Origin of the sequence: Tardiphaga robiniae, assembly GCF_001618955.1 — a bacterium.
GTDB lineage: Bacteria > Pseudomonadota > Alphaproteobacteria > Rhizobiales > Xanthobacteraceae > Tardiphaga > Tardiphaga robiniae_A.
Genome location: NZ_LVYV01000034.1, coordinates 156260 through 168594 on the forward strand (window position 1 = coordinate 156260; position 12335 = coordinate 168594).

Sequence of the window (12335 nt, forward strand, 5' to 3'; positions counted from 1 at the left end):
GCCGTTATCTTTACATTGTCTAGATTGCTAGATGTGAGCGGTCGGCTCGTCAAGCAAAATCTTTACAGTGTAAAAATGACGACCTATAACATGACCATGACGAAGCAGACCAAGACCGCGAAACCGCGCGCCGTGCCGCAAGACCGCCGCAAGAAGGTCGCAGGAAATTCGCAAGCCAAGGGCGTGGCCAAAAAAACCGCCGGCGCCGAATCTCCCTATCATCACGGGGACTTGCACGGCGCGCTGCTGAAAGCCGCGGAGATCGTGCTGGAGCGCGATGGACTATCTGGCCTGACGCTGCGCGCCGTCGCCCGCGAAGCCGGCGTATCGCACGCCGCACCGACGCATCACTTCGGCGATCTCACCGGCCTCGTCAGCGAACTCGCCGCTATCGGCTTTCGCAACTTCAACGCTACAATGACTGCGGCTGGTGCGAGCGGCACGACGCCGCTCGAAAGCGCGCTCGCCCGCGCCAAGGCCTATCTCGCTTATGCGCGTGCGCAGCCCGGCATGTATCAGCTGATGTTTCGTACCGAGCGGCTCGACATGACCCGGCCGAATCTGCGCGAGGCAGCCAATGCATCCTTCGCCGGTCTTGCCAGTGTGGTCGGTGCGAACCATCCGGGCAATGTCGCCACCGATGCGCTGACCATCGAGCAGGCCGCGCAGATCGCGCGGACATGGTCGCTGGTGCATGGTTTCACCATGCTGACCCTCGATGGCCGGCTCACTGACATCCTGCGCCGCCTGCCTGACGACACCGACGCAGAGAAATTGTTCGTCGAAATGCTGAAGATCACCGTCGCCAGGGCGATGGAAAAGCCGAACTAGCGAAACTCTTTGCGAAGTGCCGGCGTCGCGTGCAGGCGCTGTTTGCGGGAGTTATCGCTGTCCGTCATGCACCGAGATATCGGACGCTGCCAGCCCGCCAATACGTGCATGGGGTCTTCCGCCGGTGGCCATCACCAGGCCGAAGGCGATCTCGTCGCGGCGCGGGCCATCCCAGATGGTCATTTCAGCAGTGCTGAAATGACTGCGGACATAGGCCGCTTCGATATGGCCGAGCGGGACCATCAGCCGTGTGCCGATCCCGCCGACGGTCTTCGCGGCCGGCACGATGGCTTTGGGCTGGCCGAGAATCTCGCGCATCGCCCAGCCGCCAGCTTCATGCCACACCGCCGCATGTTCGAGCTCGCCATCTTCACCGACGATCATGCCCTTGCCGTAGGCTTCGATCTTGTCGTTGCCGCCGAGCGCGTGAACGAGTTCGGCCGCAAGTGTGCGTCCAAGTTCGCGTAGTTCGGCCTGGAATGCCATCAGGTCGGGCTCGTAGCGACCAGCAAAAGGATTACGGATAATCGCCAGTGCCGTGCCGACGCGAAGCGGTTGTGCCAGGCGCGGCCCGCGTTCATGCCAGATCGTCTCGACGGAAATCTGGGTCTTGCGAATGTCATAGGATGTCATGGCTGACCCCGTCCGTGTTTTGCGAGCGTTGTGAGGGAGCCGTCCGCTGACTATTCGTCGATGACGGGATTGCTGAGGATGCCGAGCTTCTCGATCTCGACTTCCACGACGTCGCCGGCCTTCAGGAAGATCGGAGGCTTGCGCGTAAAGCCGACGCCGGCAGGCGTTCCCGTTGCAATGACGTCACCCGGGACGAGGTCGAAGATTTCCGACGCGTAATTGATCAGCCGGGGAATCGAGAAGATCAAAAAGGATGTGTCCGAGGATTGGACGATGTCACCATTCACGCGGGTTTCGAGCTTGAGCTTGGTGGGATCGCTGACTTCATCGGTCGTCACCAGCCACGGGCCGAACGGTCCGGTGCCGACGAAATTCTTGCCGGCCGCGATCTGCTGCGCGTGTCGCTGATAATCACGGACGCTGACGTCGTTATAAATCGAATAGCCCGCGATGTGGTCCATCGCCTCGCTTTCGGGAATATGGCGGCCGCCTTTGCCGATCACGACGGCGAGTTCACCTTCCCAGTCCAGGTGCGTGGAGACTTTCGGCCGGATCACCGGCTGGTTGTGGCCAACCTGTGAGCGCCAGACCCGCAGAAAGATCGGCGGGAATTCGGTGATCTGACGGTCCATGCCGTGAGCCACCGCTTCCTTGTGGTGGTCGAGATAGTTGCGCACCGCGCAGACGATCTTTTCGGGGCGGGGGATCACCGGCAGGTAGCTGATGTCCGACAGCTTCAGGTCTGGCTTGTGTCCGCCAACGATCTGGTCGCGCTTGGCGAAGTCGGGGCTGGCGATGAAATCGGCGAGCGTCGGATAGTGCGGGAGTGCCTTGCCGAGATCGACGATCGCGTCGTTGACGACGGCTCCCCAGCTCTCGCGCTGCTGATGGCTGAAAGACAAGAGCTTCATGATGAGGCCTTTCTGTTTAATCCCGGATATCTAAATTTCGTAAGTTGATTATATTTTCGAAAATAAAGCCTGACAAGAGGGCTGGCGGCGCCTGCAGCGGGCTTTCCACGCGGGATTTCGGGCACGCCGTCTGTTTCTTCGCCGACTAGCCGGCGATCCCGTCTCAGGATTCGGTCAGCAGATGAGACGCGTATTTCACGACATTGTCGGAGGTGCTGCGGATGTGCTGGTCTATCAAGGACGTCGCGAGATTCGTATCGCGGGCAATCGCGGCCTGCATGATGGCGCGATGTTCACCGACCTTGTCGCGTGGTTGCGGGCGAAACATGGCGGACAGGTTTCGATAGCGTTCGGCGCGCTCGAACAGCGAAGTCCGAATGCCGAGCAACGTCGGGGAGCGCCCGCACGACACCAGCGCCTCGTGAAACTGGCGGTGAGCGATCTGCCATTCCGGGTTCTCGACGTGATTACCGGGAAGCCTTTCCTCAATGCGTCCCAGCCTGTGCAGGGTCGACATAACCGCTATTTCCCAGTCATCTCCGCCATTTGCGATGGAGCGGCTGAGCAGTTCGATCTCGATCAGGATCCGGGTCTGGGTGATGTCGATCAGGTCGTCGCTCGTAACGGGCGCCACACGAAAGCCACGCTGCTCCTCGGCAACGACCAGGCCGTCCGCTGTCAGCGACGTCAGCGCCTCGCGCAGGGTCGTGAAGCTTGCGCCGAAAGCGAGCTTCAAGGCATCGAATTTCAGCGGCTCGCCAGGTTTGAGCCGGCAGGCCACGATATCCTGACGCAGTCGGTGCGTGATATCGACCGCGAGTGTTTTGCCGAATTCTTTGCGCGATTTGACGGCCGAAGCAGTCATGGAATGGACCTCAGATTCCGCCGGCTGATGGCGCCGGCTGGTTGCAGAATGCCGGCGCAGGACCGCTATTGCAATAATTTTCGTAATAGGACATATTTTCGAAAATATATTCTGCAGGGTGGATTCATGAAGGCTGTGCTGGTTCATCGTCCCGGTGGTCCCGACGCGCTCGATTATGTCGATGTCGCCATTCCGGCTCCGGGCCCGAAAGAGGTGCAGATCAAGGCTGAGGCTTTTGGCGTCGGCCAGCCGGACGCCTTGATCAGGCGCGGCGTTTACAAGTGGATGCCACCACTGCCGGCCAATCCGGGGAATGATGTCGCCGGGCGCATCTCCGCAGTCGGTCACGGTGTTGTCGGCATCTCGGTCGGGCAGAAGGTTTTGCTGAGCGCCCGCGATCTGTCACAGCGCGGCGGCTGTTACGCCGAATATGTGGTCGCGCCGGCCGATGCCATCCATCTGCTACCCGATGCCGTCGATTTGCAGGACGCCGTGTGCCTTGCGAACTATCAAGTCGCCTGGGCGCTGCTCCATGAATGCGGTGGGCGTAATCCCGCAGGCAGCGTGCTTGTGATTGGTGCTGCTGGCGGCGTCGGCACGTCGATCGTGCAATTGGCGAAGCTGGCCGGCATGACCGTGATCGGCACGGTGAGCACAACGGAAAAAGCCCAATTCGCAAAATCCAACGGCGCCGACCACGTGATCTTCTATCGTGACGAGGACGTCGTCGCGCGGACGCGCGAATTGACCGGGGGGAGCGGCGTCGGCCTCGTGCTCGACCATGTTTGCGGTCCCGAATTCGTCTCCTATCTCGGCGTGCTCAGCAAGTGGGGGACGCTGGTCTCCTACAACGCCTTCGCCGGGCTTCCGGAAGAGAATCTGATGGGAGAGATGCGGAAGTATCTCGACGTCTGTCCGGCCGTGCGCTGCTTCTCCTTTCACATCTACGACCATGACCGCGATGCGCGCCGCGCCATCATGGGGAAGTTGATCTCGCTGCTTGGGCGCGGGGAGATCAAGCCCGCAATCTCCGCACGGCTGAAATTATCCGAGGTCCGGCAGGCGCACACGCTGCTGGAGTCCGGAGGCGCACTCGGCAAGATCATCATGACCCCGTAGGCGAACGGCTATCGGTCTGAAACGAGATACGGAGGACCACATGATCAAGGTAAAACGCATCAGGCATGTGACGTTCGTTACGCCTGATATCGACAGGCAGATCGACTACTATCAAACGGTAGTCGGACTCGGTGTGGTAACGCGTGACGCCAGTCGCGCATCGCTGGCTACCGACTCGGACGAGCTCGCCGTCGTTCTGCAGCGTGGCGATCAGGCGGCCTGTCGGCGATTGACCTTCGAAGTGGCGCCCGATCTGGATTTCGCTGATCTGGTGGCAACACTGTCGCGCGCGGGAATTGCGGCCGAGATCCAGTCCGATCCGCTTCCTGGCGTGTCTCGTTCGGTGCTGTTCCGCGACTTCGAGGAAATGGAGATCGAACTGCTTGCGGGGCCGACATTCGCTGTTGCGGAGCAGCCTGTCGGCGGCATTGCAGCCGACCGCCTCGGCCATATCGCGCTCTACACGCAAGACCCGCTGAAGGCGTCGAAATTCTATGGTGACGTGCTGAATTTCCGGGTGTCGGACTGGATCGAGGACGCCTTCGTCTTCATGCGGTGTGGTTTCGATCATCACTCCGTCAATTTCGCGCGCGGCCCGGGTCGGCGATTGCATCACGCGGCCTTCGAGCTCCGTGATGCCTCGCACATGCATCGCGCCTGCGATCTGCTCGGACGCAAGAAGATGCAGATCCTGTGGGGACCGGTGCGTCATGGCCCGGGCCACAATGTCGCGATCTATCACCGCGACCCCGATGGCCATCTTATCGAACTGTTCTTCGATCTCGATCAGATGATCGATGAAGAGCTCGGCTATTTCGAGCCGCGTCCATGGCACCGCGATCGTCCGCAGCGACCCAAGGTCTGGGTCGGACTTCCGCGCGACATCTGGGGACCTGTGCCGTCGGCGGAACTCGCGGAGTTTAAACGCAAGGCGACATGACATCGCTGCCGACAAAGTCGCCGCTACGAAGCGACAGATCGGCACTCGGCGATCAACGCTGAAGAAATAAAAGGGGAGGAAATAATGAGCAAGCTGTCGAAATCTATTCGGGGCAGAATTCTCGCATGCCTCGCGGTGTCTATATTTGTAGCCTCGTCGATCGACGTGCCTGGCGCCTCAGCGCAAGCCTACCCAAATCGTGTCATTCGTATCGTTCACGGTTTCGCATCGGGCGGGGCGGCAGACACGCTCTCCCGCGTCGTTGCCGACGGGCTGGCGAAGCAGCTCAATGAGACCGTCATCGTCGAAGCGAAGCCTGGTGCAGGTGGCAATCTCGCATCGGATGCGGTCGCCAAGGCTGCGCCTGACGGTTATACACTGGGCCTTGTAACCGGAGGCCATGCGATTTCGGCGGGGCTTTACAAGTCGTTGTCCTATCAACCCGTCGATGGTTTCGAGATGATCTCCACGATCGTCTACTACGCGCTCGTCGTCGCCACCCGCAGCGACCATGAAGCAAAGACGCTGGGAGAGCTCATCGCACTCGCAAAGGCCAAGCCGGGATCGTTGAGTTTCGGATCGGTCGGCTTCGGCAGCACGCATCACCTTGCTGGCGAATTGTTGAAAGCGGCAGCCGGCATCGACGTGCTGCACGTGCCCTATCGCGGCGACTCCCAGGCGATCACCGCGCTGCTCGCGGGCGACGTGCCGATGATCGTTGGCACCAGCGTGCTTGTTGCGCCGCAGATCGAGAGTGGTGCGGTGCGCGGCCTCGCTGTCACATCGTCGACCCGGAGTGCCTTGCTGCCGAACGTTCCATCGGTCGACGAGGCAGGTCTGAAGGGGTTCGATGTCAGGACGTGGGCCGGGCTGCTGGCGCCGAAGGGCACTCCGCCGGGGATCATCGCCCAACTCAACGCGGCCGTTCTGAAGTCTCTGGCCGACCCGGGGATCAGGGCGCGGCTGGAAGCGGCGATCGGTGGCGAAGTGCGGGGAAGCACGCCGCCGGAAATGCGTGAATTGCTCACGTCGGAAATCGCGCGATGGACGGCGGTGATTGATGCGGCGAAAATACCGAAGCTTTGATCGCGCGATCGATTTGAACCCTACCGGGCCAGGCCCGGGATATTGCGCGATGCCATCGCCAGTGCCGTGGCGCGGCCGTCGGTGCCGATCACGCTGACCTTGCCCGTGTTGCAATCGAAGCCGCGGGCGAGTTCGTCGGCGGCCTTGCGGGCTATCTCATTGGCCTGCGGATTGGCCGTCACGTCGACATAGGCGACATGGCAGACGGCGCCCGGCGGCAGTCGCGTCACCACCAGCATCTGCTTGGATTTTGGCCGGCCATTTTTCTCGGGGTCGTCATTGTCGGCGATGTGCCAGCGCTGGATCATCGCGAATGGCTTGCCGGCAAGGACACGCCATTCGATGGTGCTGGTGGTGGAGTTGAACGGGCCGAAGCCCTGCAATGCCGCCGGCTCCTTGTCAGCAGCGCTGGCGCTGCGTCCGACGGTGATTGTTTCACGCAGGTCGTTCTCGTTCTTCATCACGACGAGACCGGCTGGGCCGCGGCAGGTCCGTTCCGCGGCGTAATCATCGCCATCGAGTTTGAGGTTGGACACTTTGCGGCAGTCCTTGTCGGCAGTCGATGTGTAGACGCTGCCGATATTGTCGGCTGCGGCGAGCGACGTCGCGCCGAGCAGGATCGTCAGAGCGGCAGCGAGAGCGCGCAGGCGGGGCATTTCAGGGCATCCAGCACGGGAAAGATGCAGCTTTGACGCTCACAAGCTGGGGAAGGTTCAACGGAAGCGGCTGACAGGGCTTATTGAATCGCGCTAGACAGCTTGGTCAGCCTTCATTTTGTCTCCAGCAGCGTCAGTTCCTCATCCCATGCCCGCCTCGACTTCCGCCAAGCCATATCGCATCGGCCGTTCCAAAACTGGTCTCGGTCTTTTCGCCACCCAGCCGATCAAGAAGGGCGTCAAGATCGTCCAATACTTCGGGCCCCTGCTGGATTCGAAGAATGAGAAGCACGACGCGATCGAGAACAAATATCTGTTCCAGATCAGCAAGCGCTGGACCGTCGACGGTTCGATCCGCAAGAACATCGCGCGCTATATCAACCATGCCTGCAAGCCGAACGCCGAATCCGACGTCAACGCGACCAAGAAGCGGATCATCATCCGCTCGATCAAGAAGATCGAACCGGGCGAAGAGATCAACTACGATTACGGCACGGAGTATTTCAAGGAATACCTGAAGCCGATCGGCTGCAAGTGCGACGCCTGCGAAAAGAAGCGCAAGAAGAAACGCGCTGAAGCCCGTGCCGAGAAGCTCAAGGCCAAGGAGAAGGCCGAGCGCAAGGCGCTGAAGAAGGAAGAAAAGGCGAAGGCCAAGAGGGCCAAAGATAAGGCCAAGAAGGCTAAGGCTTCGGGCAAAGCCAAAACGACCAAGGCCGCCGCGAAGAAGACCTCCGCAGCGACCAAGGCCAAATCAACTAAATCTAGGTCGGCCAAGGCCAGCAAGGCAAAGACCGGCAAGGCCAGGAGCAAGGCGGCTTAAGCCGCCTGCGGGCTGTGCTTCGGCGCAGCCCGATATATTGCAGCTCCGCGAACACGCCGACTGCAATCGCCTGCGCGGCCACGAAGATCTGGCCGAGCAGGTTTGGCGTGACTGCGCCCGAGAACAGCAGACCGATGCTGCCCAGCGTCCACAGCGCGTTGCCGATGATGATCACCAGCACCAGCGGCTTCGGCATGGCCGTGCGGGTACCGAGCCAGCCGACCAGCGCCGCATAGGCGATCAGAAACAGCCCGGATTCCAGCAGCAGCGCTTCAGGCAGATGCAGCAGGGGCGCCAGCATGGCTGCGGCAAGTGTCAGGAGGAGCGCCATGGCGCCGCTGACGACGGCGTCGATCTGGATGGCGCGGCGAAGCAGGAGAGAGGGATTGATCATGGTCATCGTCCTTCGGTTGGTCGTTGTGGATGTCCCGAAGATGCCGGCGCCGCAGAGCCAAATCGATTACCTGTGAGGTCATGGAAGCTGCGAAATTCGCGTGTTAGCTTTTTGCCATGAACACACAGCTAGCAGCATCCTCCGCAACATCCCGGCCCGCCGGGATCGGCCATCATCTGCGTGAATGGCGGCAACGCCGCCGCCTGAGCCAGCTCGATCTTGCCGGCGATGCCGAGATTTCGACGCGGCATCTGAGTTTTCTCGAGACCGGCCGCGCCGCGCCATCGCGCGAGATGGTGATGCGGCTGGCCGAGCGGCTCGACGTGCCGCTGCGCGAGCGCAATGTCTTGCTGGTGGCTGCTGGCTTCGCACCGGCCTTTCCGCAGCGGGCGCTGGACGATCCCGCGCTGGCCTCGGCGCGTCAGGCCATCGATCTCGTGCTGAAGGCGCATGAGCCCAATCCGGCGCTGGCGGTCGATCGGCACTGGAATCTGGTCGCGGCCAACCGAATGGTGATGCCGCTGCTGGAAGGCATCGCGCCGCGCTTGCTCGGGCAGCCCTTCAACGTGCTGCGGCTGAGCTTTCATCCGGAGGCGTTGGCCCCGCGCACCGTCAATCTTGGTGAATGGTGCGCGCATCTGCTGGAGCGGCTGCATCGACAATGCGAGGCGACCGCCGATCCTGACTTGCTCAAACTGTATCAGGAATTGAAGACCTATCCGGTCCCGGCGCGGTCGGCGCCGATCGCGGCTGACAGCGTCGTGGTGCCGTTCCGCATGAGGCTGGGCGACGATGTGCTGAGCTTCATGTCGACGACCATGACCTTCGGTACGCCGCTGGATATCACCCTGTCGGAAATCGCCATCGAGACGTTCTTTCCGGCAGATGACGTCACGGCGAACAGGCTCCGCGAGATCGCTTCAAACGGGAACTAATGGCCTTGTCCGTGATGTCCATGACGCCTATTTGTGGGCGGAACAAATACAGGGAGGCCGCCCATGAGCACCGTCAAGCCGCTTCAGATCGATATCGTCTCCGATGTCGTGTGCCCGTGGTGCTATATCGGCAAGCGCCGCATCGAGAATGCGCTGGCGCTGGTCCCCGACGTGCCGGTGCATGTCAATTGGCGGCCGTTCTTCCTCAATCCGTGGATCCCGCGCGAGGGCATCGATCGCTCGACCTATCTGGAGACCAAGTTCGGCTCGGTCGAAGCCTATAAGGGCATCGCCGGCCGTGTGGTCGATGCGGCCGAGCAGGAGGGCCTGACCTACCGGCCGGATAGCGTGAAGCGCCAGCCGAACACCATCGATTGCCACCGGCTGATCCATTGGGCCGAGGCGTCCGGCAAGTCGGCCGAGGTCAAGCAGCGGCTGATGGAATTGTATTTCCGCGATGGCGGCGATCTCACGCAGAGCGAGACGCTGGTGCAGGCCGCGGCCGATGTCGGGCTCGATGCGGACGACATCCGCAAGCGTCTCGCCACTGATGAGGATGTCGAACTGATCTCCGGCAATGCCAAGGAAGCTGCTGACAAGGGTATTTCCGGCGTACCGACCTTCGTGTTCGCCGGCAAATATGCCGTGTCCGGTGCGCAGGATGCGGAGAAGCTCGCGCGCGCGATCCGTCAGGTGTCGGCAGAAGTGAACGCCGAGGCGGCGGAGTAAGGCGCGCAGCATGTAGCCCGGATGAGCGCAGCGATATCCGGGAATGTTGCCGATGTGCCCCGCATATCGCTGCGCTCATGCGGGCTACGTAGCTTGGCGTAGCTCGCCGAGATCTCGGCCGACGAGCTTTGAGCCTTACGCGCCCTTCAGATAGTAATTCGCCTTCTTGCCAAGCGCGATGCGGCGCAGAACCTTGCGCATCGCCAATGACGTGCGCAGCGGTTTGATCGCCGTGGTCACGGTGCGATAGAAGGCGAGCTTCAGCATATCCAGCACCGGTTGCTGGCCCGGCGGCTTCTGCGGCAAGCCGATGCCGCGCAGCATAGAGTTGAAGAAGTGCAGGTCGTTGACGCGGCGCACCTCGCGCGTCTTCCAGGTGATCGCCATCGAGATCGAGAACGAACCGGCGGTGCGCACCCAGTGCGGCCACTGATAGGGCACGTAGCAACCGTCGCCATCGAACATGTGAAACTCGACGGCGCGCGGCGCGAAACTGTCGTCGAATTTGAGATTGCGATGCTTGGTCATCGAGCGCTCGATCTCGTCATCGGAGACGATGGCGCGGTCCTTGTTGTCATAGATCGTGAAGAACTTCTCGCCATGGATCTGGACAAAGAAATTATCTTCGCTGTCGAGATGGAACGGCGTGGTTGAATTCGGCGACGAAACGAACAGGAAGCCTTCGAGCTGTTCGAAGCCGGCATCGAGCAGGCTATTGAAGCCGCGGGCGCGCGCCACCGACAACAGCGTGTCTTCGAGCAGCTGACGATATTCGGGCGAGTTCTCGATCCGCTTCAGCACCATCCAGGCGCCGGCGGTCTCGATACGATTGACCACCTCAACGGGATCGAGATCCACCGACGGGATCGCGTCGGGGTCCTGGCTGATCGCGACCTTGCCCGAATTGTATTCGATGAGATCGCGCGGCAGTTCGGATGCGAGCTGTGCGATACGCTGCAGCGTCAGCAGCGGATGTCCGGCGAGCTTGTGCTTGATGGCGAACGGCTTCAGCGGAAAATCGTTCTTGAGCGATTGATTGGCGGCCGAGATCACCGGCGCGACGTCAGTTGCAGCGTTCATGGTTGAACCCCTGGATATCTATCGGAGGCGGTTGCGGATGGAGCGGGCGACGCGCCGCAGCGGTTCGCGGATCGAGCGACGCAAGGTCAATGCGCCGTGAATCAGCGAGACGAGCGGGTCGTGTTTGCGCAGCGGAATCAGCACGTCGCCGATGGCAAGACGGCCGCGCCAGATCGGGTCGATCATCGGATGACCGGCATTGGCCGTGGAGTCGGCGCTTGCAATCACGGGATCGGCGCACAGATGCCGGGTCACGTCGAGCGTGAGCTGGACACCAGGGGACAGTTTGGCGAAGCGCTCGTCGACGCCGAGTTTGAAATAGAATGCGCGATCGAGATGCCTGAGCAGCACACCGGACGCGACCGGCGTGTCGCCGGCGCGCAGCGTGACGATCTCGCATTGGCCGTGTTCGGCGAGCGCCTTGGTGGCGCTGCGGATAAAGGCACTGTCGCCGGCATCCTGCGTCAGGGCGGTGCCGCGCTTGCCCTTCCATCCGCTCGCTTCCAGCGTCAGGAACGTGTCGATGGTCGCCGCGATTTCGGCCGGTGTGCGTGCAACATCGAACGTCACATCGCCGTGTTCTGCGAGACGATTGCGCTGGCGGCGCAGTTCTTTCAGCTTTTTCGCGCCGAGCGCATCGCGCAGCAGGTCCTCGGCATCGCGCGTGGCATCGAGGCAGGCGCGGGCGTGCGATTGCAGGATGCGCGGCGCCAGGTCCTGCATGGTGAGCGACTTGCGGATCGCCTGCATTGCAGCGCCATCGAGCGAGACGTTCTCAAGGATCAGCGCATGCGCACCGGCCTTGCGGGCCTGCTCCAGCAGGCGCGTGACGGCGTCCGGTGCCATGTCGCGATCGAGCAGCGGCGTTGAGAGCGTGCCATAGGGGTCGGCACTCACCAGTGCGGGGAGCGGAAGACGATAGGCGCGCCGCGCGGTGATCACGGGCAGCAGTCCGATCAAGCGGGGTGTTCCGGCGTCGCTCATCCAGGCGCTGAGCGCGGCGACACCGGTGCGGCCGCGCGCGGATGCATTTACGGCCAGTTCCCAGTCGGCGAGGTAATAGCCGTTCGGCTCGATGGCCTGCTGTGCCAGCGCATGCCATGGCTCGGGCGCGATTGCCGCGAGCGGCGCAAGTGCATCGGGCGCAGACGCTGGGCGGCTCGCCGCGGTCATCCCGGCGCCCGTCGTCCTGCTGCCATGCATGCCGGCTGGGTTTGCAATGTCGACCACGTCCCCGATCCCCGTCGCAAGGAAGGCGGCACAAGCCGCTTCTCCATTGCTGTCTGCGGAGACTAGGAGAAACATTCCAAGATCCGGTTTTTCCGGACATGAAATT

14 protein-coding genes are annotated in these 12335 nt (G+C 61.8%); 7 read left to right on the plus strand and 7 right to left on the minus strand.

Features of this window, described 5'->3' with window-relative positions; genetic code table 11:
• Nucleotides 1–96: 96 nt before the first annotated feature.
• Nucleotides 97–831 (plus strand): TetR/AcrR family transcriptional regulator, encoded by a 735-nt coding sequence (locus A4A58_RS20860; protein WP_068736263.1) that lies wholly within the window; start codon nt 97–99, stop codon nt 829–831.
• A 51-nt stretch (nt 832–882) separates the two neighbouring features.
• On the opposite strand, the gene A4A58_RS20865 is transcribed toward A4A58_RS20860, so the two are convergent.
• From A4A58_RS20865 to A4A58_RS20875, 3 genes are all read right to left on the minus strand, one after another.
• Entirely contained in the window at nt 883–1464 is a 582-nt protein-coding gene (locus A4A58_RS20865) for an amino acid synthesis family protein (protein WP_068735697.1), read from the minus strand.
• A 50-nt stretch (nt 1465–1514) separates the two neighbouring features.
• Nucleotides 1515–2375, minus strand: coding sequence for a fumarylacetoacetate hydrolase family protein (locus A4A58_RS20870; RefSeq protein ID WP_068735699.1), 861 nt, complete (start codon nt 2373–2375; stop codon nt 1515–1517).
• 163 nt (nt 2376–2538) lie between these two features.
• Nucleotides 2539–3387 carry a GntR family transcriptional regulator gene (locus tag A4A58_RS20875; RefSeq protein WP_349509583.1) on the minus strand — a complete coding sequence of 283 codons (849 nt, stop codon included), beginning with the start codon at nt 3385–3387 and terminating at the stop codon, nt 2539–2541.
• Between A4A58_RS20875 and A4A58_RS20880 the strand changes: the two genes are divergently transcribed.
• The 3 genes from A4A58_RS20880 to A4A58_RS20890 all read left to right on the plus strand — a co-directional run bounded on the left by A4A58_RS20880 (nt 3367) and on the right by A4A58_RS20890 (nt 6385).
• Nucleotides 3367–4359 carry a zinc-dependent alcohol dehydrogenase family protein gene (locus A4A58_RS20880; protein WP_068736265.1) on the plus strand — a complete coding sequence of 331 codons (993 nt, stop codon included), beginning with the start codon at nt 3367–3369 and terminating at the stop codon, nt 4357–4359. The genes A4A58_RS20875 and A4A58_RS20880 overlap by 21 nt on opposite strands.
• A 40-nt stretch (nt 4360–4399) precedes the next feature.
• Nucleotides 4400–5299, plus strand: coding sequence for a VOC family protein (locus A4A58_RS20885; protein ID WP_068735703.1), 900 nt, complete (start codon nt 4400–4402; stop codon nt 5297–5299).
• Nucleotides 5300–5383: 84 nt separating this feature from the next.
• Complete coding sequence (locus A4A58_RS20890; RefSeq protein ID WP_068735705.1) at nt 5384–6385, plus strand: tripartite tricarboxylate transporter substrate binding protein; 1002 nt, start codon at nt 5384–5386, stop codon at nt 6383–6385.
• A 20-nt stretch (nt 6386–6405) separates the two neighbouring features.
• Here A4A58_RS20890 and A4A58_RS20895 read toward each other — a convergent pair whose 3' ends face one another.
• Complete coding sequence (locus A4A58_RS20895) at nt 6406–7041, minus strand: hypothetical protein (protein ID WP_068735707.1); 636 nt, start codon at nt 7039–7041, stop codon at nt 6406–6408.
• A gap of 148 nt (nt 7042–7189) precedes the next feature.
• Between A4A58_RS20895 and A4A58_RS20900 the strand changes: the two genes are divergently transcribed.
• Nucleotides 7190–7861, plus strand: a complete 672-nt coding sequence (locus tag A4A58_RS20900; protein ID WP_068735709.1) for an SET domain-containing protein — start codon at nt 7190–7192, stop codon at nt 7859–7861.
• Here the strand turns inward: A4A58_RS20900 and A4A58_RS20905 are convergent.
• Entirely contained in the window at nt 7803–8255 is a 453-nt protein-coding gene (locus tag A4A58_RS20905; RefSeq protein ID WP_244499822.1) for a hypothetical protein, read from the minus strand. The genes A4A58_RS20900 and A4A58_RS20905 overlap by 59 nt on opposite strands.
• A gap of 116 nt (nt 8256–8371) precedes the next feature.
• Here A4A58_RS20905 and A4A58_RS20910 point away from each other — a divergent pair, with 116 nt between their 5' ends.
• Both A4A58_RS20910 and A4A58_RS20915 read left to right on the plus strand, forming a co-directional pair.
• Nucleotides 8372–9190 carry a helix-turn-helix domain-containing protein gene (locus tag A4A58_RS20910; protein WP_068735711.1) on the plus strand — a complete coding sequence of 273 codons (819 nt, stop codon included), beginning with the start codon at nt 8372–8374 and terminating at the stop codon, nt 9188–9190.
• Between the two features lie 63 nt (nt 9191–9253).
• Entirely contained in the window at nt 9254–9919 is a 666-nt protein-coding gene (locus A4A58_RS20915) for a DsbA family oxidoreductase (RefSeq protein WP_068735713.1), read from the plus strand.
• Between the two features lie 135 nt (nt 9920–10054).
• On the opposite strand, the gene A4A58_RS20920 is transcribed toward A4A58_RS20915, so the two are convergent.
• On the minus strand, nt 10055–10999 hold the full coding sequence (locus A4A58_RS20920) for a JmjC domain-containing protein (protein WP_068735715.1): 945 nt from the start codon (nt 10997–10999) through the stop codon (nt 10055–10057).
• A gap of 18 nt (nt 11000–11017) precedes the next feature.
• Nucleotides 11018–12229, minus strand: coding sequence for a GNAT family N-acetyltransferase (locus A4A58_RS20925; protein WP_068735717.1), 1212 nt, complete (start codon nt 12227–12229; stop codon nt 11018–11020).
• Nucleotides 12230–12335 lie beyond the last annotated feature (106 nt).